This is a genomic window from Streptomyces longisporoflavus (assembly GCF_014649775.1).
GTDB lineage: Bacteria > Actinomycetota > Actinomycetes > Streptomycetales > Streptomycetaceae > Streptomyces > Streptomyces longisporoflavus.
On record NZ_BMTR01000016.1, the window covers coordinates 22993 to 45126 of the forward strand.

The 22134-nt window shown below is 67.3% G+C and carries 17 protein-coding genes and 1 tRNA gene; 14 read left to right on the plus strand and 4 right to left on the minus strand.

What is annotated here, in order from left to right; translation table 11 throughout:
* Positions 1–66: 66 nt before the first annotated feature.
* Both IE226_RS29105 and IE226_RS29110 read left to right on the plus strand, forming a co-directional pair.
* Complete coding sequence (locus tag IE226_RS29105) at positions 67–1527, plus strand: MFS transporter (RefSeq protein ID WP_190084394.1); 1461 nt, start codon at positions 67–69, stop codon at positions 1525–1527.
* Positions 1528–1603: 76 nt separating this feature from the next.
* Positions 1604–2659: a UDP-N-acetylmuramate dehydrogenase gene (locus IE226_RS29110; protein ID WP_190084395.1), complete on the plus strand. Its 1056-nt coding sequence runs from the start codon at positions 1604–1606 to the stop codon at positions 2657–2659.
* A 19-nt stretch (positions 2660–2678) separates the two neighbouring features.
* Here IE226_RS29110 and IE226_RS29115 read toward each other — a convergent pair whose 3' ends face one another.
* Positions 2679–3311, minus strand: a complete 633-nt coding sequence (locus IE226_RS29115) for an NAD(P)-dependent oxidoreductase (protein ID WP_190084396.1) — start codon at positions 3309–3311, stop codon at positions 2679–2681.
* An 87-nt stretch (positions 3312–3398) separates the two neighbouring features.
* Between IE226_RS29115 and IE226_RS29120 the strand changes: the two genes are divergently transcribed.
* Positions 3399–3998, plus strand: coding sequence for a TetR/AcrR family transcriptional regulator (locus IE226_RS29120; RefSeq protein ID WP_190084397.1), 600 nt, complete (start codon positions 3399–3401; stop codon positions 3996–3998).
* Here the strand turns inward: IE226_RS29120 and IE226_RS29125 are convergent.
* Positions 3988–5007 carry an adenosine deaminase gene (locus IE226_RS29125; protein WP_190084398.1) on the minus strand — a complete coding sequence of 340 codons (1020 nt, stop codon included), beginning with the start codon at positions 5005–5007 and terminating at the stop codon, positions 3988–3990. The two genes, IE226_RS29120 and IE226_RS29125, sit on opposite strands and share 11 nt — an antisense overlap.
* A gap of 141 nt (positions 5008–5148) precedes the next feature.
* Positions 5149–6375 carry a pyridoxal phosphate-dependent aminotransferase gene (locus IE226_RS29130; RefSeq protein ID WP_190084399.1) on the minus strand — a complete coding sequence of 409 codons (1227 nt, stop codon included), beginning with the start codon at positions 6373–6375 and terminating at the stop codon, positions 5149–5151.
* 190 nt (positions 6376–6565) lie between these two features.
* Between IE226_RS29130 and IE226_RS29135 the strand changes: the two genes are divergently transcribed.
* The 11 genes from IE226_RS29135 to IE226_RS29185 all read left to right on the plus strand — a co-directional run bounded on the left by IE226_RS29135 (position 6566) and on the right by IE226_RS29185 (position 20986).
* Positions 6566–6638: transfer RNA gene (locus tag IE226_RS29135), tRNA-Trp, on the plus strand.
* 105 nt (positions 6639–6743) lie between these two features.
* Positions 6744–7031, plus strand: a complete 288-nt coding sequence (secE, locus tag IE226_RS29140; RefSeq protein WP_190084400.1) for a preprotein translocase subunit SecE — start codon at positions 6744–6746, stop codon at positions 7029–7031.
* A gap of 89 nt (positions 7032–7120) precedes the next feature.
* Positions 7121–8065: a transcription termination/antitermination protein NusG gene (nusG, locus tag IE226_RS29145; protein WP_190084401.1), complete on the plus strand. Its 945-nt coding sequence runs from the start codon at positions 7121–7123 to the stop codon at positions 8063–8065.
* Positions 8066–8240: 175 nt separating this feature from the next.
* Positions 8241–8675, plus strand: coding sequence for a 50S ribosomal protein L11 (gene rplK, locus IE226_RS29150; RefSeq protein WP_160506641.1), 435 nt, complete (start codon positions 8241–8243; stop codon positions 8673–8675).
* An 88-nt stretch (positions 8676–8763) separates the two neighbouring features.
* Positions 8764–9486, plus strand: coding sequence for a 50S ribosomal protein L1 (gene rplA / locus IE226_RS29155; RefSeq protein WP_190084402.1), 723 nt, complete (start codon positions 8764–8766; stop codon positions 9484–9486).
* Positions 9487–9642: 156 nt separating this feature from the next.
* Positions 9643–10542: an SCO4651 family lipoprotein gene (locus IE226_RS29160; RefSeq protein ID WP_190084403.1), complete on the plus strand. Its 900-nt coding sequence runs from the start codon at positions 9643–9645 to the stop codon at positions 10540–10542.
* Between the two features lie 64 nt (positions 10543–10606).
* A complete protein-coding gene (locus IE226_RS29165; RefSeq protein WP_190084404.1) occupies positions 10607–11548 on the plus strand; it encodes an SCO4651 family lipoprotein in 942 nt (313 codons plus the stop codon).
* 351 nt (positions 11549–11899) lie between these two features.
* Positions 11900–12430 (plus strand): 50S ribosomal protein L10, encoded by a 531-nt coding sequence (gene rplJ / locus IE226_RS29170; RefSeq protein ID WP_190084405.1) that lies wholly within the window; start codon positions 11900–11902, stop codon positions 12428–12430.
* 113 nt (positions 12431–12543) lie between these two features.
* On the plus strand, positions 12544–12927 hold the full coding sequence (gene rplL / locus IE226_RS29175) for a 50S ribosomal protein L7/L12 (RefSeq protein ID WP_190084406.1): 384 nt from the start codon (positions 12544–12546) through the stop codon (positions 12925–12927).
* 577 nt (positions 12928–13504) lie between these two features.
* The gene (rpoB, locus tag IE226_RS29180) at positions 13505–16990 is read left to right on the plus strand and encodes a DNA-directed RNA polymerase subunit beta (RefSeq protein ID WP_190084407.1); all 3486 of its coding nucleotides are present in this window, start codon (positions 13505–13507) and stop codon (positions 16988–16990) included.
* A 96-nt stretch (positions 16991–17086) separates the two neighbouring features.
* A complete protein-coding gene (locus IE226_RS29185) occupies positions 17087–20986 on the plus strand; it encodes a DNA-directed RNA polymerase subunit beta' (protein WP_190084408.1) in 3900 nt (1299 codons plus the stop codon).
* Positions 20987–21049: 63 nt separating this feature from the next.
* Here the strand turns inward: IE226_RS29185 and IE226_RS29190 are convergent, their stop codons facing one another.
* Positions 21050–22012 (minus strand): M48 family metalloprotease, encoded by a 963-nt coding sequence (locus IE226_RS29190; RefSeq protein ID WP_229871604.1) that lies wholly within the window; start codon positions 22010–22012, stop codon positions 21050–21052.
* Positions 22013–22134: the final 122 nt, after the last annotated feature.

Sequence of the window (22134 nt, forward strand, 5' to 3'; positions counted from 1 at the left end):
ACGGGGGGGGTGCGCTTTTTTGCGCCCCAGCAAGTTAGTCATCAATAACTAACCACAGGGGAAGTAATGTCACAGCAGACAGCACGGCGCGGGGGAGCAGGCTGGGCCCTCGCCATCACCAGCGTCGCCGGATTCATGGCGGCCCTCGACAACCTCGTCGTCACCACCGCTCTGCCCGCCATCCGCGAGGACTTCGGGGGAGAGTTGCACGACCTCGAATGGACGGTGAGCGCCTACACCCTCACCTTCGCCGTGCTGCTGATGTTCGGCGCGGCACTCGGTGACCGCTTCGGGCGCCGCAAGCTCTTCGTCACCGGCCTCGCGATCTTCACCGGAGCCTCCGCCGCCGCGGCCCTCGCGCCCGGCATCGAGGCGCTGGTCGCCGCCCGCGCGGTCCAGGGCGTCGGCGCCGCGATCATGATGCCGCTGACGCTGACCCTGCTCACGGCGGCCGTTCCGGCGGCCAAGCGCGGGATGATGTACGGGATATGGGGCGCCGTCAACGGCCTCGCGGTCGCCGGCGGTCCGCTCATCGGCGGCAGCCTCACCGAGCATGTGTCCTGGCAGTGGATCTTCTGGTTGAACGTTCCGCTCGGCCTCGCGCTGCTGCCGCTGGCCCGGCTGCGGCTCTCCGAGTCGTACGGCACGGGAGCGCCGCTCGACATCGCCGGGACGCTGCTGGCCAGCGGCGGGCTCTTCGGCATCGTGTACGGGCTGATCCGGGGCAACATCGACGGCTGGACCAGCGCACCTGTCCTGACCGGCCTGATCGCGGGCGCCGCGCTGCTCGCCGGCTTCGTCCACCACGGAATCCGCAGCAAGAACCCGATGCTGCCGATGCGTCTCTTCCGTAACCGTGCCTTCTCCGCGATCAACGCCGCGAGCCTGCTGATGTTCGTCGGGATGTTCGGCTCGATCTTCCTGCTCAGCCAGTTCATGCAGAACGTCCTCGGATACTCGCCGACCGAGGCGGGCCTGCGGATGCTCCCCTGGACCGGCATGCCGATGATCGTCTCTCCGGTCGCGGCCTACCTCTCCGACCGGTTCGGTGGCCGCCCCGTCGTGACCGCCGGTCTCGCGCTCCAGGCCCTCGGCCTCGCCTGGTTCGCCGCCATCGTGCAGACCGATGTGTCGTACGCCGCCCAGCTGCCCGCCCTGATCATCAGCGGGGTCGGCATGGCGCTGTACTTCGCCCCCGCCGCGAATCTGGTGATGTCCAGCGTCCGTCCGTCCGAGCAGGGCATCGCGTCCGGCGCCAACAACGCCCTGCGTGAGGTCGGCGGCGCCCTCGGCATCGCGACCCTCGCCTCGGTCTTCTCCGCGCAGGGTGGCTACGGGCCCGCCCAGCACTTCGTGGACGGCCTCGGGCCCGCGCTGTGGGTGGGCGCGGCCCTGGTCGGTGTGGGCGCGGTGGCGGCGGCGCTGCTGCCGGGGCGGACGGTGACCGCGAAGCCCGCCGCCGTACCTGGCGCCGTGCCTGCCGCGGCTGCGGCCGGGACCGAGGCGCGTACGCCGGCCGGTGTCTGAGCAGGCAGCGTCCCTCTCACCCCACGGTCCGCGGCCCCGCCCGAGCGGCGGGACCGCGGACCGTACTCTTGAGCACGTGCAGGAACTCCACGATGCCCCCCTCGCCCCGCTGACCACCTTCCGGCTCGGCGGTCCCGCGGCCCGCCTGATCACCGCGACGACCGACGCCGAGGTGATCGCCGCCGTCCGCGAAGCCGACGACTCCGGGACGCCGCTGCTGATCGTCGGCGGCGGCTCGAACCTCGTCATCGGAGACAAGGGCTTCGACGGCACCGCGCTGCGCATCGCCACGAAGGGCTTCGAACTCGACGGGACGCGGCTCGAATTGGCGGCCGGCGAGGTGTGGACCGACGCGGTGGCCCGCGTCGTCGAGGCCGGACTCGCGGGCATCGAGTGCCTCGCCGGTATCCCCGGCTCCGCGGGAGCGACGCCGATCCAGAACGTGGGGGCGTACGGCCAGGAGGTCTCGTCGACCATCACCGAAGTGATCGCGTATGACAGGAAGACGCACGAGACGGTCGTTGTCACGAACGCCGAGTGCGACTTCTCGTACCGCCACAGCCGTTTCAAGGCCGAGCCCGACCGCTTTGTGGTGCTGCGTGTCCGTTTCGCGCTTGAGGACGCCCAGGGGATGAGCGCCCCGCTGAAGTACCCCGAGACGGCCCGCACCCTCGGCGTCGAGGCGGGAGACCGGGTCCCCGCGGCCGTCGCCCGTGAGACCGTCCTGAAGCTGCGCGCGGGCAAGGGCATGGTGCTCGACCCCGAGGACCACGACAGCTGGTCGGCCGGGTCGTTCTTCACCAACCCGATCCTCACGGAGGAGGAGTTCGCCGCGTTCCACGCGCGCGTGGCGGACCATCTGGGGCCGGACGTCGCGCCCCCCGCCTTCCCGACGGAGGACGGCCGCGTGAAGACCTCCGCCGCCTGGCTCATCGACAAAGCGGGCTTCACGAAGGGCTACGGAGAGGGCCCGGCCCGCATCTCCACCAAGCACACCCTCGCGCTGACCAACCGCGGCGGCGCGACCACGGAGGACCTGCTCGCCCTCGCCCGTGAGGTCGTCGCCGGAGTGCGGGAGACCTTCGGCGTCACGCTGGTCAACGAGCCGGTGACGGTGGGCGTCAGCCTCTGAGGCGCCCGGTGGTGAGCGGCTAATAGGCGACGCCCACGCCCTGCTTCACCGTCGACGCGTCGTCGAGCACCGCCAGCATCGCGTGCGCCACGTCGGCCCTGCCGATGAACCGGCCGCTGGGCGGGGTGCCGCCGACGGTCTTGCGGTAGATGCCCGTCGCAGGCTTGTCCTGGAGCCTCGGCGGGCGCACGGACGTCCAGTCCGTCGAGCTGCCCGCCAGCTCGGCCTCCATGGCCCGCAGGTCGTCGTACACGGGCTTCAGGACCTTGGCGACCAAGGAGCCCACGAGCCGGTCGACCACAGGCTGACGCTCGGCCGGGGGCCCGACCGGCGCCGCGCTCACCACCACGAGCCTGCGCACCCCCTCGGCCTCCATCGCGCGCACCACCGACCGCGTGAGCCCGGCCGCGACCCCCGCGTCCGCCTTCTTGCGCGGGCCGAGGCCCGAGAGGACCGCGTCCCGCCCGGTCACCGCCGCCCGCAGGGCCTCCGGATCGGTCAGGTCGGCCCGGAAGACCTCCAGGCCCTCGCCCACCACGCTCAGCCGTGCGGGATCACGTACGACGGCGGTGACCCCGTGACCCGCCGCGAGCGCCTGCCTGACGATCTCCCCGCCGATACCGCCGGTGGCACCGAACACCGTGAGCTTCATCGCGCACCCTCCCCAGGTGGGTAAGTATTCACTCACCACTAGGGTGAGTATCCACTCACCCATTCGTCAAGGCTGGTTGGACGGCACATGCAGCAGAAGCCCACCAGGGCCCGCATCCTCGACGCGGCGCACGACCTCATGCTCACCATCGGCCTCGCCCGTGCCACCACCAAGGAGATCGCCAAGGCGGCGGGCTGCTCCGAGGCCGCGCTCTACAAGCACTTCGCCAGCAAGGAGGAGCTGTTCGTGGCCGTCCTCCAGGAGCGGCTGCCCCGCCTCGGCCCGCTCCTGCGCCGCCTCGCCGAGGACCCGGGGGAGCGCTCCGTGGCGGACAACCTCGCCGAGATCGCCCGCCTGGCCTGCGACTTCTACGCCCAGAGCTTCCCGATCGCCGCGTCCCTCTACGCCGAGACCAAGCTCAAGCGCCGCCATGAAGACTCCATGCGGGAGATGGGCACGGGCCCGCACGTGCCCATCGAGGCCCTCGACGCCTACCTCCGCACCGAACGCGACGCCGGCCGGATCGAGCCCGAAACCGACACCTTCGCCGCCGCCTCGCTCCTCCTGGGGGCCTGCGCCCAGCGCGCCTTCGCCTACGACTCCACGGTCGGCAAGCAGCCCCCGCAACCCGTCGACGAGTTCGCCGCCGCCCTCGCCCGCACTCTCCTCGCGGGCGTCAGCCGCTGAGCCACTCCTCGATGCCCGACAGCAGTTTCCGCTGCACGTCGACGGGGGCGGCCGAACCGCGCACCGACTGCCGGGCGAGCTCGGCCAGGTCGTCGTCGGCGAAGGCGTGGTGCTTGCGCGCGATCTCGTACTGCGCGGCGAGCCTCGAGCCGAAGAGCAGCGGGTCGTCGGCGCCGAGAGCCATCGGCACCCCCGCGTCGTACAGGGTCCGCAGCGGCACGTCCTCGGGCTTCTCGTAGACACCGAGGGCCACGTTGGAGGCCGGGCAGACCTCGCAGGTCACGCCCCGCTCGGCGAGCCGCTTCAGGAGCCGCGGGTCCTCGGCCGCCCGCACCCCGTGCCCGACGCGCCCCGCGTGCAGGTCGTCGAGGCAGTCCCGCACCGAGGCGGGGCCGCTGAGCTCCCCGCCGTGCGGCGCCGCGAGCAGGCCGCCGTCCCGCGCGATCGCGAAGGCCCGGTCGAAGTCGCGCGCGAAACCCCGGCGTTCGTCGTTCGAGAGCCCGAAGCCGACGATGCCGCGGTCGGCGTACCGCACGGCGAGCCGTGCCAGCGTGCGGGCGTCCAGCGGGTGCTTCATGCGGTTCGCGGCGATGAGCACGCGTATCCCGAGGCCGGTGTCCCGCGAGGCGCTCTCGACGGCGTCCAGGATGATTTCCAGGGCCGGGATGAGCCCGCCGAGCCGAGGGGCGTACGACGTCGGGTCGACCTGGATCTCCAGCCAACCGGAGCCGTCCCGCAGGTCCTCCTCGGCGGCCTCGCGCACCAGGCGCTGGATGTCCTCGGGCTCCCGCAGGCAGGACCGTGCCATGTCATAGAGCCGCTGGAAGCGGAACCACCCGCGCTCGTCGGTCGCCCGCAGCTGCGGAGGCTCACCGCCGGTCAGCGCCGGGGGCAGTCGCACCCCGTACTTGTCGGCGAGTTCCAGCAGGGTCGTGGGCCGCATCGACCCGGTGAAATGCAGATGCAGATGGGCCTTCGGCAGCTCTCTTACGTCACGTACACGCTCCATTCGAGGATCTTGCCGTACGCGGGCGGCGTCCCGGAAGCCACTTCCCCCATCGTGCACACGCCCGAACGAAGAAACGGGCCGCCTCCCCGGAGAGGGGAGACGGCCCGCACGCGCGCGTGGACCTGCCGAAACGACAGATGGTCAGTCGCGAGCCTCGGCAAGCAGCTTCTGGATCCGCGAGACACCCTCGACGAGGTCCTCGTCACCCAGGGCGTACGAAAGGCGCAGGTAACCCGGCGTCCCGAAGGCCTCGCCCGGGACGACCGCGACCTCGGCCTCCTCCAGGATCAGCGCGGCGAGCTCCACGGAGTTCTGCGGGCGCTTGCCGCGGATCTCCTTGCCGATCAGGCCCTTCACCGAGGGGTAGGCGTAGAAGGCGCCCTCGGGCTCGGGGCAGAGCACGCCGTCGATCTCGTTCAGCATCCGCACGATGGTCTTGCGGCGCCGGTCGAAGGCCTCGCGCATCTTCTCGACGGCGGTCAGCTCGCCGGAGACGGCCGCGATGGCGGCGACCTGCGCGACATTGGAGACGTTCGACGTGGCGTGCGACTGGAGGTTCGTCGCCGCCTTCACGACGTCCTTCGGGCCGATGATCCACCCCACGCGCCAGCCGGTCATCGCGTACGTCTTGGCCACGCCGTTGACCACGATGCACTTGTCGCGCAGCTCGGGCAGGATCGCGGGGAGCGAGGTGAACTTCGCGTCTCCGTAGACGAGGTGTTCGTAGATCTCGTCGGTCATGACCCACAGGCCGTGCTCGACGGCCCAGCGGCCGATCGCCTCGGCGTCGGCCTCGCTGTAGACGGCACCCGTCGGGTTGGACGGCGACACGAAGAGGACGACCTTCGTGCGCTCCGTGCGAGCGGCCTCCAACTGCTCCACCGAGACGCGGTAGCCCGTGGTCTCGTCGGCGACGACCTCGACCGGCACACCGCCCGCGAGACGGATCGACTCCGGGTACGTCGTCCAGTAGGGAGCCGGGACGATGACCTCGTCGCCCGGGTCGAGGATCGCGGCGAACGCCTGGTAGATCGCCTGCTTGCCGCCGTTCGTCACCAGGATCTGCGAGGTCTCGACCTCGTACCCGGAGTCGCGCAGCGTCTTCGCGGCGATCGCGGCCTTGAGCTCGGGGAGCCCGCCGGCCGGGGTGTAGCGGTGGTACTTCGGGTTCTTGCAGGCCTCGACGGCGGCTTCGACGATGTAGTCGGGCGTCGGGAAGTCGGGCTCACCCGCGCCGAAACCGATCACCGGCCGCCCGGCGGCCTTGAGGGCCTTCGCCTTGGCGTCGACGGCGAGGGTCGCGGACTCGGAGATCGCGCCGATGCGGGCGGAGACCCGGCGCTCGGTGGGAGAAGTGGAAGCGCTCATCGCCCCATCGTTCCAGACCCGAAAGACCCCGGGCACACGGGTTTCGGTGTTTGTCGGGGCCACCGGAACTGTTTCTGTTCGACGGGGCGCCGCAGAACACGTACACTCACTGCTCGTTGGCCCTCACCGGCCGCACCTTCTCCTCGCACTCTGTGCACCCGGGCGGATGCGGTAGGTTGGGGGAAATCAAAGGGTCGTAGCTCAATTGGTAGAGCACTGGTCTCCAAAACCAGCGGTTGGGGGTTCAAGTCCCTCCGGCCCTGCTACACACTCCTCTCGGATGTGTGCGCATGTACGTACTGCATTGCACCGCCGTGCGGCTCATACCGGGCGCGGCACGGCCACGACCCGGAATCAGGTGAGGACGAGTGACGGACGCCGTGGGCTCCATCGACATGCCTGATGCCCAGGACGAGGCGCCGGAGTCCAAGAAGAAGGCCCGCAAGGGCGGCAAGCGCGGCAAGAAGGGCCCCTTCGGCCGTCTCGCGCTCTTCTACCGCCAGATCGTCGCGGAACTCCGCAAGGTCGTCTGGCCGACTCGCAGTCAGCTCACGACGTACACCACCGTGGTGATTGTCTTCGTCGTCATCATGATCGGTCTTGTTACCGTGATTGACTATGGGTTCAACCAGGCCGTCAAGTACGTCTTCGGCTGAGCCGATGGCTGAGCCAAGAGCGAAGGGCGCCGTACCCGGCGCCCGTTTCGCGCGTTCCACCCCTCTGTATCCAGGAAGAAGCAGCCACCGTGTCTGACCCGAACCTGAACGACGCCGTTGAGCCGCGCGTGGATTCCGAGGAGTCCGTGGAGGACCAGCTCGACATCGTCGAGGCGGCGGACGCCGAGGACCCGGACCAGGCCGAGGCTGCTGACGCCGCCGCGGGCGTACCCGCCGAAGAGTCGGCCCTGCACGTCGAGCCCGACGCCGAGTCCGCCGACGCCGCCGTGAGCGACGAAGACGGCGAGGACGGTGCGGACGGCGAGACCGCCGCCGAGGACGAGGCCGAGACCGACGAGGCTGCCGAGACCGCTGAGTCCGCTGAGTCCGCAGAGGACGAGGAGGAGGCCGAGCCGGTCGACCCGATCGTGGCCCTGCGCGACGAGCTGCGCACCCTCCCCGGCGAGTGGTACGTCATCCACACCTACGCCGGTTACGAGAACCGCGTGAAGACCAACCTCGAGCAGCGTGCCGTCTCGCTGAACGTCGAGGACTTCATCTTCCAGGCCGAGGTGCCGCAGGAAGAGGTCGCGCAGATCAAGAACGGCGAGCGCAAGACCATCCGTCAGAACAAGCTCCCCGGATACGTCCTGGTGCGCATGGACCTGACGAACGAGTCGTGGGGCGTCGTCCGCAACACCCCCGGCGTCACCGGCTTCGTGGGCAACGCCTACGACCCGTACCCCCTGACCCTGGACGAGATCGTCAAGATGCTCGCCCCCGAGGCCGAGGAGAAGGCGGCCCGCGAGGCTGCCGAGGCCGAGGGCAAGCCGGCTCCGTCCCGCAAGGTCGAGGTCCAGGTCCTGGACTTCGAGGTGGGCGACTCGGTCACCGTCACCGACGGCCCGTTCGCGACGCTGCAGGCGACGATCAACGAGATCAACGCCGACTCGAAGAAGGTCAAGGGTCTCGTCGAGATCTTCGGCCGCGAGACCCCGGTCGAGCTCAGCTTCGACCAGATCCAGAAGAACTAGCCTCCGCGGCTTCCTCTGGAGCACACGCCTCCGACCAGGTCAGACGGGCTGCCAAAGCCTGTCTGACCTGCTCGGTTTTTGGCCGCGTGGCGATACCCGTTATCGTGGTGCGGTATGCCTCCATCCGGATGACTGGATGGTGGCTGGAAACTCTCACTAGGACCCGGAGAGAGCAATGCCTCCCAAGAAGAAGAAGGTCACGGGGCTTATCAAGCTCCAGATCCAGGCCGGCGCAGCCAACCCGGCCCCGCCGGTCGGTCCCGCGCTGGGCCAGCACGGCGTCAACATCATGGAGTTCTGCAAGGCCTACAACGCCGCGACCGAGTCGCAGCGTGGCTGGGTCATCCCGGTGGAGATCACGGTCTACGAAGACCGTTCCTTCACCTTCGTGACCAAGACTCCGCCGGCCGCCAAGATGATCCTCAAGGCCGCGGGTGTCGAGAAGGGCTCCGGCGAGCCGCACAAGACCAAGGTCGCCAAGATCACCGAGGCGCAGGTCCGCGAGATCGCCACCACCAAGATGGAAGACCTCAACGCCAACGACCTGGACGCCGCGTCGAAGATCATCGCCGGCACCGCCCGTTCCATGGGCATCACGGTCGAGGGCTGAGAGCTTTCCCCGTCTGACCTTTCTCAGTGGTAGGGCCAAGCGCTGGTCCACACCACGACTCCACACCTGAAACCCCACAGGAGCAGAAGTGAAGCGCAGCAAGACTCTCCGCGCTGCGGACGCCAAGATCGACCGGGACAAGCTCTACGCCCCGCTCGAGGCCGTCCGTCTCGCCAAGGAGACCTCCACGACGAAGTTCGACGGCACCGTCGAGGTCGCCTTCCGCCTGGGTGTCGACCCGCGCAAGGCCGACCAGATGGTCCGTGGCACCGTGAACCTCCCGCACGGCACCGGCAAGACCGCCCGGGTCCTGGTCTTCGCGACCGGTGACCGTGCTGCGGCCGCGGAAGCCGCTGGGGCCGACATCGTCGGCGCCGACGAGCTCATCGACGAGGTCGCGAAGGGCCGCCTGGACTTCGACGCCGTCGTCGCCACCCCGGACCTCATGGGCAAGGTCGGCCGCCTCGGCCGCGTGCTCGGTCCGCGTGGTCTGATGCCGAACCCGAAGACCGGCACCGTGACCCCCGACGTCGTGAAGGCTGTCAACGACATCAAGGGCGGCAAGATCGAGTTCCGCGTCGACAAGCACTCGAACCTGCACTTCATCATCGGCAAGGTGTCCTTCGACGACACCAAGCTGGTGGAGAACTACGCCGCGGCCCTGGAGGAGATCCTCCGTCTGAAGCCGTCGGCCGCCAAGGGTCGCTACATCAAGAAGGCCGCGCTCACCACCACGATGGGCCCCGGCATTCCGCTGGACAGCAACCGCACCCGTAACCTCCTCGTCGAGGAGGACCCGGCCGCCGTCTGAATCTGACGGCAGTCGCGTCGCGTACGCGTTTGTGATGGCGGGCCCCGCAACCTTTCGAGGTGCGGGGCCCGTCCTCGTATTAGTGCGTGTCCATCAGAGCTTTCGGGGCACTGCGCCAGTGAGCCGCATTCACACGAGTCCAAGGGGTGGGATGTCATGAACAGCACGACCATGCGACGCGCGGGCCTGTCGATCGCGGTGGCCGCCGCGCTGACCGGGGTCGCGGCCTGTGGCTCCTCCGGCGGCGGCGAGGGCGAAGGTGAGGGCAAGGGCGAGGACAAGGGCTCCGTGGCCCTCAGCCCCGTGGCCGCCCTGCGCACCATCGAGGACAAGACCGATGACGCCGACTCGGCCAAGATCGAGGGCAAGACGGTCATGGGCAGCAAGATGTCGATGGACATGACGGGCTCCATGAAGTGGTCGGACGGCATCACCGGCAACATGACCGCGACGCTCACGGGCGGAACCCAGGCCCAGCAGATGGAACAGATGGGGCAGTCGAAGATCGACTACCGCTATCTGAAGAACGGGTTCTACGCGAACATGGGCGACAAGTTCGCGGCGCAGGCGGGCGGCGGCAAGCACTGGATCGAGTACGACTACGCCACGCTGGCCGAGATAAGCGGCGCCGCCGGCGACGCCTTCAAGGACCAGATGCAGAACTCCACGCCGAACCAGTCGGTCAAGATGCTGCTCGCCTCGGGTGACGTGAAGCGCGTGGGCGAGGAGACCGTACGCGGGACGAAGACGACGCACTACTCGGGGACCGTCGACGCCGCGGACTTCACCGGCAAGAACACGGATCTCGACGCCGGGCAGATGGAGGAGCTGCGCAAGCAGTTCAAGCAGGTGGGCCTGAGCAAGCAGACGATCGACATCTGGGTCGACGGCGACGATCTGCTGGTCAAGAAGGCCGAGAAGGGCGAGATGGCCGACGGTGAGTTCTCCCAGACCGCCTACTACAGCGACTACGGCACGCCCGTGTCCGTGGAGAAGCCCGCAGCTTCGGACACCATGAGCTTCAAGGACCTCATGAACCGGCAGCCGCAGGCCTGAACCGACTGTCGGGTATTCTCACCAAATCCAAATGTGTCGATCATGTGTTCCTAGGGGTGGGGTCATGACTGTGAAGAGAGTGACGGGCGGCGTACTCGCCACCGTGCTGCTGTGTACCGGTGCGGTCGCCTGCGGCGGCTCCGACGACGGCAAGAAGGCCGAGGGGGCGGGCTCGGGGGAGATCCAGTCCCGGTCGCAGGTGACCGAGGTCATCACGGCGGCGTACGAGAAGACCGCGAAGGCGAAGTCGGCCAAGGTCGAGATGACGATGACGGCGCCTGCGTCTATGGGTGCCAGCGCCGGTGAGATGAAGATGTCCGGCGTCATGGGCTGGGACCCGACCGTCATGGATATGACGATGTCGGGTTCGGCGCTCACCAAGGGCGACCCCGAGGCGCCGGAGAACATCCGGATGCTGTGGCTTGACAACGTCATGTACATGAACATGGGCGCGGCCGTCGCCAAGGAGATGGACGGCAAGCAGTGGGTGAAGATGGATCTGAACTCCATCGCCGAGCAGTCCGGTGACGAGAAGCTCGCCAAGCAGGTGACCGGCGGTCTGGAGAGCATGAACCAGGACCCGGCGCAGCAGCTCGCCATGCTCCTGGACTCGCCGAACCTGAAGCACGTCGGCTCCGCGAAGGTCGAGGGCGTCCAGGCCCAGCGTTACAAGGGCCGGCTCACCGTCAAGGAAATGATGGAGACGAACAAGGGCCTCAGCGACGTGCTCAGCAAGAGCGAGCGCGAGGAGATGTTCAAGAGCATCGAGAAGTCCGGGATCAAGGGGTACGACACCGAGGTCTGGGTCAACGAGGACGACTACCCGGTCCGTATGGACATCGACATCGAGTCCCCCGAGGGCACGATGAAGATGTCGCAGAAGTTCTCCGACTACGGCTCCGAGGCCAAGGTGGCCGCTCCGCCGGCCGGGCAGACCGTCGACCTGATGGAGATGTTCAAGGAGATCGGTGACGCCGCCGGCTCGGGTTCCGACAGCGGTCTGTGATCGGTCCCTGACAGCCGCCTGACCGGCGCCTGGACCAGCGACCGACGGGTATCTGACCGGCGTCTTACGGGCGCCGGTCAGGGACTGCGACCCGATTTGCCTGACGCGAACCCGTTCGCGTACTCTTCCACAGAAGCCAAAGACCGCTGGTCGTTGCCGTGTGCTCGTACGAGGGCGCGGTGGCCGAAGGATCCGCTGAAACTGCGGACGACCCGCGCAGGTGACTGTGGAAGTGCTCCCGGACGGGATTCCGTCGGGTCGAGCTCATGCCCCGTGCGCCTGCGCCGGGGCGTTTTGTTTTGTCAGCCCCTTTTGAGCGGTCCTCATCACCCGGAAGGAGGCTGACGCTCTATGCCGACGCCCGACAAGGCTGCCGCGGTAGCCGAGCTCACGGACAAGTTCCGCAGCTCGAACGCCGCCGTGCTGACCGAGTACCGGGGTCTCACCGTGGCGCAGCTCAAGCAGCTGCGCCGCTCCCTCGGTGAGAACTCCGAGTACGCCGTGGTGAAGAACACGCTGACCAAGATCGCGGCCAACGAGGCCGGGATCAACACGCTGGACGACCTGTTCTCGGGTCCGACGGCGGTTGCCTTCGTCACCGGTGACCCGGTGGAGTCGGCGAAGGGTCTTCGTGACTTCGCCAAGGACAACCCGAACCTCATCATCAAGGGCGGTGTCCTTGACGGTAAGGCGCTGTCCGCCGATGAGTTCAAGAAGCTCGCGGACCTCGAGTCCCGCGAGGTTCTGCTCGCCAAGCTGGCGGGCGCCATGAAGGGCAAGCAGTCCCAGACTGCCGCGCTCTTCCAGGCGCTTCCCTCGAAGTTCGTCCGCACCGCGGAAGCGCTTCGTGCCAAGAAGGCCGAGCAGGGCGGTGCCGAGTAATTCGGCTCGCGCAATGATCGCCGCCCGCTAGGGCGACGGTCGCAGCGGGCCACACGTACGCCCGCCTTCATGTACACCCGGCACCAGCCGAATTAGTGGAAGGATCGCCCATCATGGCGAAGCTCAGCCAGGAAGACCTGCTTGCCCAGTTCGAGGAGCTCACCCTCATCGAGCTCTCCGAGTTCGTGAAGGCCTTCGAGGAGAAGTTCGACGTCACCGCCGCCGCTCCGGCCGCCGTTGCCGTCCAGGGCGGCGCTGCCGCTCCGGCCGAGGCCGAGGCCGAGCAGGACGAGTTCGACGTCATCCTCACCGGCGCCGGCGAGAAGAAGATCCAGGTCATCAAGGTCGTGCGCGAGCTCACCTCCCTGGGTCTCAAGGAGGCCAAGGACCTCGTCGACGGCACCCCGAAGCCGGTCCTCGAGAAGGTCGCCAAGGAGGCCGCCGAGAAGGCTGCCGAGTCCCTCAAGGCTGCCGGCGCCTCGGTCGAGGTCAAGTAACCTCGCGAGTCGTCTGACTCCTTTTCGGCGCTGCTCAGGCAGCGCTGCGCCAAGGGCGATCACCCATCTGGGTGGTCGCCCTTCGGCGTTCTCCGGCGCACCAGACGGCTGCCTTGCGCTGTCGGTCCCGACGAGTATGGTGATCTTCGTCGTGCCTTGGGGCGGCCGTGACGGTGACGATCCGAGAGCCAAGTCGGGGCAGGGGGGCCTTGACGAACCGCACGCAGCGCGCAATTCTCAGGACGCGTCGTCACAACGATCCGCATCCGAGGCATGGATCGGCGGCGAAGAGGGCAGTATCGATGTGCATCGAGGGCGTGGCTTGCAGCAGGGGTTGAGAACAACGAGGGTCTCCCAGAACCCGCACTGGACATCAGTGGGCCAACTGGCTACACTGACCCTTTGCGCTGCCTGTTAGCTGCCTCCTGCCCGTCACCAGGGGCATGCCCATGCTTGAGCACCGTGGACTGAAACTTCCCTGACCTGGCCAAACAGCCAGATCAGGAAGGTCTGTCCCTGTGTCCAGCTTGGGACCGGTACGCGCGTAGTGAGTCCGAGCCCTCGGAAGGACCCCCTCTTGGCCGCCTCGCGCACTGCCTCGACCGCGAATACGAACAACGGCGCAAGCACCGCCCCGCTGCGCATTTCCTTTGCAAAGATCAAGGAGCCCCTCGAGGTTCCGAACCTTCTTGCGCTGCAGACCGAGAGCTTTGACTGGCTGCTCGGCAATGAAGCGTGGAAGGCTCGTGTCGAGGCGGCTCTGGACAGCGGACAGGACGTCCCCACCAAGTCCGGTCTGGAAGAGATCTTCGAGGAGATCTCTCCGATCGAGGACTTCTCCGGGTCGATGTCCTTGACGTTCCGCGACCACCGTTTTGAGCCTCCGAAGAACTCCATCGACGAGTGCAAGGAGCGCGACTTCACGTTCGCCGCCCCGCTCTTCGTCACCGCCGAGTTCACCAACAACGAGACCGGCGAGATCAAGTCCCAGACGGTCTTCATGGGCGATTTCCCGCTCATGACGAACAAGGGCACCTTCGTCATCAACGGCACCGAGCGTGTCGTCGTGTCGCAGCTGGTCCGTTCGCCGGGTGTCTACTTCGATTCCTCGATCGACAAGACGTCCGACAAGGACATCTTCTCCGCCAAGATCATCCCGTCCCGGGGTGCCTGGCTGGAGATGGAGATCGACAAGCGCGACATGGTCGGTGTACGCATCGACCGCAAGCGCAAGCAGTCGGTCACCGTTCTGCTCAAGGCTCTCGGTTGGACGACCGAGCAGATCCTCGAGGAGTTCGGCGAGTACGAGTCCATGCGCGCCACCCTGGAGAAGGACCACACCCAGGGCCAGGACGACGCGCTGCTCGACATCTACCGCAAGCTCCGTCCGGGCGAGCCGCCGACCCGTGAGGCCGCTCAGACCCTGCTTGAGAACCTCTACTTCAACCCCAAGCGCTACGACCTCGCGAAGGTCGGCCGCTACAAGGTGAACAAGAAGCTGGGTGCGGACGCTCCGCTCGACGCGGGCATCCTCACGGTCGAGGACATCATCGCCTCGATCAAGTACCTGGTGAAGCTGCACGCCGGTGAGACCGAGACCGTTGGCGACAGCGGTACGTCGATCGTCGTCGAGACCGACGACATCGACCACTTCGGCAACCGTCGTCTGCGCAACGTCGGCGAGCTCATCCAGAACCAGGTCCGTACGGGTCTGGCTCGTATGGAGCGCGTCGTCCGTGAGCGCATGACGACCCAGGACGTCGAGGCGATCACGCCGCAGACCCTGATCAACATCCGCCCGGTCGTGGCGTCGATCAAGGAATTCTTCGGCACCTCGCAGCTGTCGCAGTTCATGGACCAGAACAACCCGCTGTCGGGTCTCACCCACAAGCGCCGTCTGTCGGCGCTTGGTCCGGGTGGTCTCTCCCGTGAGCGGGCCGGCTTCGAGGTCCGTGACGTTCACCCGTCTCACTACGGCCGCATGTGCCCCATTGAGACTCCCGAAGGCCCCAACATCGGTCTGATCGGTTCGCTGGCCTCTTACGGCCGTGTGAACGCGTTCGGCTTCGTCGAGACGCCGTACCGCAAGGTCGTCGAGGGCGTCGTCACCGACGACGTCGACTACCTCACGGCCGACGAAGAAGACCGCTTCGTGATCGCCCAGGCCAACGCCGTGCTCGGCGAGGACATGCGCTTCACCGAGTCGCGCGTCCTCGTCCGCCGTCGTGGCGGCGAGATCGACTACATCCCCGGCGACGACGTCGACTACATGGACGTCTCGCCGCGCCAGATGGTGTCGGTCGCGACCGCGATGATCCCCTTCCTCGAGCACGACGACGCCAACCGTGCCCTCATGGGCGCGAACATGATGCGTCAGGCCGTGCCGCTGATCACCGCCGAGGCTCCCCTCGTCGGCACCGGCATGGAGTACCGCTGTGCGGTCGACGCCGGTGACGTGATCAAGGCCGAGAAGGCGGGTGTGGTCCAGGAGGTCTCCGCGGACTACGTCACGGTCACGAACGACGACGGCACGTACACCACGTACCGCATCGCCAAGTTCTCCCGGTCGAACCAGGGCACCTCGGTCAACCAGAAGGTTGTCGTCGACGAGGGCGCCCGCGTGATCGAGGGCCAGGTCCTGGCCGACGGTCCCGCGACCGAAGAGGGCGAGATGGCCCTCGGCAAGAACCTGCTCGTGGCGTTCATGCCCTGGGAAGGTCACAACTACGAGGACGCGATCATCCTGTCGCAGCGCCTCGTGCAGGACGACGTCCTCTCCTCGATCCACATCGAGGAGCACGAGGTCGACGCCCGTGACACCAAGCTCGGCCCGGAGGAGATCACCCGGGACATCCCGAACGTCTCCGAAGAGGTCCTCGCCGACCTCGACGAGCGCGGCATCATCCGTATCGGTGCCGAGGTCGTCGCCGGCGACATCCTCGTCGGCAAGGTCACGCCCAAGGGTGAGACCGAGCTGACGCCCGAGGAGCGCCTGCTCCGCGCGATCTTCGGTGAGAAGGCGCGCGAGGTGCGCGACACCTCCCTGAAGGTGCCGCACGGCGAGATCGGCAAGGTCATCGGCGTACGCGTCTTCGACCGTGAAGAGGGCGACGAGCTGCCGCCGGGCGTGAACCAGCTGGTTCGTGTCTACGTGGCGCAGAAGCGCAAGATCACGGACGGTGACAAGCTCGCCGGCCGGCACGGCAACAAGGGTGTTATCTCGAAGATCCTTCCGATCGAGGACATGCCGTTCCTCGAGGACGGAACTCCGGTCGACATCATCCTCAACCCGCTGGGTGTCCCGTCCCGAATGAACCCGGGTCAGGTCCTGGAGATCCACCTCGGCTGGCTCGCCAGCCAGGGCTGGGATGTCTCCGGTCTCAGCGAGGAGTGGGCGCAGAGCCTGCAGCGCATCGGCGCCGACCAGGTGGCCCCGCGGACGAACGTCGCGACCCCGGTCTTCGACGGTGCCCGTGAGGACGAGCTGGCCGGTCTCCTCGAGCACACCGTCCCGAACCGCGACGGCGACCGCATGGTCCTGCCGTCCGGCAAGGCGCGGCTGTTCGACGGTCGCTCTGGCGAGCCGTTCCCGGACCCGATCTCGATCGGGTACATGTACATCCTCAAGCTGCACCACCTGGTCGACGACAAGCTGCACGCCCGTTCGACCGGTCCGTACTCCATGATCACCCAGCAGCCGCTGGGTGGTAAGGCTCAGTTCGGTGGTCAGCGCTTCGGCGAGATGGAGGTGTGGGCGCTGGAGGCATACGGCGCCGCTTACGCCCTCCAGGAGCTGCTGACGATCAAGTCCGACGACGTGACCGGCCGCGTGAAGGTCTACGAGGCCATCGTCAAGGGCGAGAACATCCCCGAGCCCGGCATTCCCGAGTCCTTCAAGGTGCTCATCAAGGAAATGCAGTCGCTCTGCCTCAACGTGGAGGTGCTGTCCTCGGACGGCATGTCCATCGAGATGCGCGACACCGACGAGGACGTCTTCCGCGCGGCGGAGGAGCTCGGCATCGACCTGTCCCGGCGCGAGCCGAGCAGCGTCGAAGAGGTCTGACGGGTTGGCCGGCCGGACCCCGCGTCCGGCCGGCTCTCCCCGGACCCGTTCAGACCATGATTGAGACTCGACCCCGAAAGAGGGATTGACGACAAAGTGCTCGACGTCAACTTCTTCGACGAGCTGCGGATCGGCCTTGCCACCGCGGACGACATCCGACAGTGGTCCCACGGCGAGGTCAAGAAGCCGGAGACCATCAACTACCGCACGCTCAAGCCCGAAAAGGACGGACTCTTCTGCGAGAAGATCTTCGGTCCGACCCGGGACTGGGAGTGCTACTGCGGCAAGTACAAGCGTGTCCGCTTCAAGGGCATCATCTGCGAGCGCTGCGGCGTCGAGGTCACTCGCGCCAAGGTGCGTCGTGAGCGGATGGGCCACATTGAGCTGGCCGCGCCTGTCACGCACATCTGGTACTTCAAGGGCGTTCCGTCGCGCCTCGGCTACCTGCTTGATCTCGCCCCGAAGGACCTCGAGAAGGTCATCTACTTCGCGGCGTACATGATCACGTTCGTGGACGAGGAGCGCCGTACGCGTGACCTGCCCTCCCTGGAGGCGCACGTCTCCGTGGAGCGTCAGCAGGTCGAGAACCGTCGCGACTCCGACCTGGAGGCCCGCGCCAAGAAGCTCGAGACCGACCTGGCCGAGCTCGAGGCCGAGGGTGCCAAGGCCGACGTGCGCCGCAAGGTGCGCGAAGGTGCCGAGCGTGAGATGAAGCAGCTGCGTGACCGTGCGCAGCGCGAGATCGACCGTCTCGACGAGGTGTGGAACCGCTTCAAGAACCTCAAGGTCCAGGACCTGGAGGGTGACGAGCTGCTCTACCGCGAGCTGCGTGACCGCTTCGGCACGTACTTCGACGGTTCGATGGGTGCCGCTGCCCTGCAGAAGCGCCTTGAGTCGTTCGACCTGGACGAGGAGGCCGAGCGCCTCCGCGAGATCATCCGTACCGGCAAGGGCCAGAAGAAGACCCGTGCGCTCAAGCGCCTCAAGGTCGTCTCCGCGTTCCTGCAGACCAGCAACAGCCCCAAGGGCATGGTGCTCGACTGCGTGCCGGTCATCCCGCCGGACCTGCGTCCGATGGTGCAGCTGGACGGTGGCCGCTTCGCGACCTCCGACCTGAACGACCTGTACCGCCGCGTGATCAACCGCAACAACCGCCTGAAGCGGCTTCTCGACCTCGGTGCTCCCGAGATCATCGTGAACAACGAGAAGCGCATGCTCCAGGAGGCCGTGGACGCCCTCTTCGACAACGGTCGTCGTGGTCGCCCGGTCACCGGTCCCGGTAACCGCCCGCTGAAGTCCCTGAGCGACATGCTCAAGGGCAAGCAGGGTCGATTCCGTCAGAACCTGCTCGGTAAGCGTGTGGACTACTCCGCGCGTTCCGTGATCGTCGTCGGTCCGCAGCTGAAGCTGCACCAGTGTGGTCTTCCCAAGGCCATGGCGCTGGAGCTCTTCAAGCCGTTCGTGATGAAGCGCCTGGTCGACCTCAACCACGCGCAGAACATCAAGAGCGCCAAGCGGATGGTCGAGCGCGGCCGCACGGTCGTGTACGACGTCCTGGAAGAGGTCATCGCGGAGCACCCGGTTCTCCTGAACCGTGCGCCCACGCTGCACCGCCTCGGCATCCAGGCCTTCGAGCCGCAGCTGGTCGAGGGCAAGGCCATTCAGATCCACCCGCTCGTCTGCACCGCGTTCAACGCGGACTTCGACGGTGACCAGATGGCCGTGCACCTGCCGCTCTCCGCGGAGGCGCAGGCCGAGGCCCGCATCCTGATGCTGTCCTCGAACAACATCCTGAAGCCGGCCGACGGTCGTCCCGTCACCATGCCGACCCAGGACATGGTTCTCGGTCTCTTCTTCCTCACCACGGACGAGGAAGAGCGCAAGGTCATCGGCGAGGGCCGGTCCTTCGGCTCCACGGCCGAGGCGACCATGGCGTTCGACGCCAAGGAGCTCTCGCTCCAGGCGAAGGTCGACATCCGCTTCCCGGTGGGCACCATCCCGCCGCGCGGCTGGACCCCGCCGGCCGTCGAAGAGGGCGAGCCCGAGTACCAGCAGGGCGACAGCTTCCGGCTGCGTACGACCCTGGGCCGCGCGCTCTTCAACGAGCTGCTGCCCGAGGACTACCCGTTCGTCGACTACTCGGTGGGCAAGAAGCAGCTCTCCGAGATCGTCAACGACCTGGCCGAGCGCTACCCCAAGGTCATCGTGGCGGCGACGCTCGACAACCTGAAGGCGGCGGGCTTCTTCTGGGCGACCCGTTCCGGTGTCACCGTGGCCATCTCCGACGTCGTGGTCCCCGAGGCCAAGAAGGCGATCGTCGCGGGCTACGAGGCGCAGGACGAGAAGGTCCAGAAGCAGTACGAGCGCGGTCTGATCACCAAGGACGAGCGCACGCAGGAGCTCATCGCGATCTGGACCAAGGCGACCAACGAGGTTGCCGAGGCGATGAACGCGAACTTCCCCAAGACGAACCCCATCTTCATGATGGTTGACTCGGGTGCCCGAGGAAACATGATGCAGATGCGTCAGATCGCCGGTATGCGTGGTCTGGTGTCGAACGCGAAGAACGAGACGATCCCGCGCCCGATTAAGGCTTCGTTCCGCGAAGGCTTGTCGGTGCTCGAGTACTTCATCTCGACTCACGGTGCTCGTAAGGGTCTTGCGGACACGGCTCTCCGTACCGCTGACTCCGGTTACCTCACCCGTCGTCTGGTCGACGTCTCGCAGGACGTCATCATTCGCGAGGAGGACTGTGGCACCGAGCGCGGTCTGAAGCTCAAGATCGCGGTCAAGGGCGAGGACGGTGTGCTCCGCAAGACGGAGAACGTCGAGACCTCGGTGTACGCCCGCATGCTGGCCGAGGACGTCGTCATCGACGGCAAGGTCATCGCGCCGGCGAACGTCGACCTCGGTGACGTCCTGATCGACGCCCTGGTCGCCAACGGCGTCGAGGAGGTCAAGACCCGTTCGGTCCTGACCTGCGAGTCCGCGGTCGGCACCTGTGCCTTCTGCTACGGCCGTTCGCTCGCCACCGGCAAGCTGGTCGACATCGGTGAGGCGGTCGGCATCATCGCCGCCCAGTCCATCGGTGAGCCCGGCACGCAGCTGACGATGCGTACGTTCCACACCGGTGGTGTCGCCGGTGACGACATCACCCAGGGTCTGCCCCGTGTCGTCGAGCTCTTCGAGGCTCGTACGCCCAAGGGTGTCGCCCCGATCTCGGAGGCGGCTGGCCGCGTCCGTATCGAGGAGACCGAGAAGACCAAGAAGATCGTCGTCACGCCGGACGACGGCAGCGACGAGACTCCCTTCCCGATCTCGAAGCGTGCCAAGGTCCTCGTGCGTGAGGGTGACCACGTCGAGGTGGGCCAGAAGCTCACCTTCGGTGCCACCAACCCGCACGACGTGCTGCGGATCCTCGGTCAGCGCGCGGTCCAGGTCCACCTGGTCGGCGAAGTCCAGAAGGTCTACAACAGCCAGGGCGTGTCGATCCACGACAAGCACATCGAGATCATCATCCGGCAGATGCTGCGCCGCGTGACGATCATCGAGTCCGGCGACGCGGAACTGCTGCCGGGCGAGCTCGTCGAGCGCTCGAAGTTCGAGACCGAGAACCGTCGTGTTGTGACGGAGGGGGGCCACCCGGCCTCCGGCCGTCCGCAGCTGATGGGTATCACCAAGGCCTCGCTGGCGACGGAATCCTGGCTGTCGGCCGCCTCCTTCCAGGAGACGACCCGAGTCCTGACGGACGCGGCGATCAACGCCAAGTCCGACAGCCTCATCGGCCTCAAGGAGAACGTCATCATCGGTAAGCTCATCCCGGCCGGTACGGGTCTCTCCCGCTACCGCAACATCCGGGTGGAGCCGACCGAGGAGGCCAAGGCCGCGATGTACTCGGCCGTCGGCTACGACGACATCGACTACTCGCCCTTCGGCACGGGCTCCGGCCAGGCTGTTCCGCTGGAGGACTACGACTATGGGCCTTACAACCAGTAGGACTCAGGTCTGATGAAGGGCGGCCACTCCGTTTCGTACGGGGTGGCCGCCCTTCGGCGTTCCTCAGTGGCCGGGCTGCTGGAGCTGCCGCTGGAGCCGCTGCAGCCGGGTGTGGTGATCCGGCTTGGAGGAGAGCAGTGAAGGCGCCGGGAGGAGGCGGTCGTGGCGATGGACCGGGCTGCGCGGCTTCGAGGCTTCCTCGTCGGTGATGAAGCGCTGCAGCACCGCGACCAACTGAGGGCCGAAGCCGCGCAGGGCCGCGGCCCGGTCGGCGCGCAGCTCGGCCCGCCTGTTCACTGCGGCGAGCAGCCATGGAGTGAGCGCCGGAAGGAGCAGCCAGGGGAACAGATAGAGCAGCACAAGGCCGACCACGACCGCCAGCAGGATGAGCCGACGGTTGGCTTCCTTGGCCTCGATGTGCCGATGCGGAAGCGTGAGCCGGTGCAGGCCCCGCAGCGCCCGCCAGAGGAGCCTTCCTGGCAGGGCGTACCAATTGCTCAGGAGTGCGGACCAGGAGTGCCCCGCGACATGATGGCTGAGTTCATGGGCGAGCACTGCCGCCAGCTGGCCGGGCGGGAGTCGTAGCGCTGCCGAGGTTACGGTCACGATGTGTCCCGCGGCGGCCTCCGCGTTGAGTTCCTCGCTCTCGGCGATCCAGAGCTGGTACGTGGCTGGGTCCGCTCCGAAGCGGGCCGTGACGTCGCGCCAGAGAGGCTTCAGTTGATCACCCTCGACGAGGGACGGTGGCCTGTGGCCGAAGACATGGTGGGCCAGGAACGCCTCTGCCGGGCGGTGGAAGATAAGAGCGCCGCTGAGCAGCCACCCGGCGACCGTGGCCCACAGAGGAATGCCGGTCGCGCTCTCCAGTACGTAGGCCAGGCAGGCCACGACCAAGAGGCTGGCCGCCGCGTGCGGCAGGTGGAGCGCCAGCGATCCGACGGCGAGGACGTCGGCGCCCCTGCGGCGGGCCGCTATGTGGACGCGCCCGGTGTGCGGGACGTGGGCCTCGGGGTCCTGGCCGCTCACGGTCGTCGGCGTCTCTGAGGTATCGGATATCCGGGGTGCCTGTGATGCCGCATCCGCCGCCGGCTTCCGCAAGGCATCGGGCGGGCGTGGCTGTGGAGTGGAGTCAGGCTCGGGATAGCGGG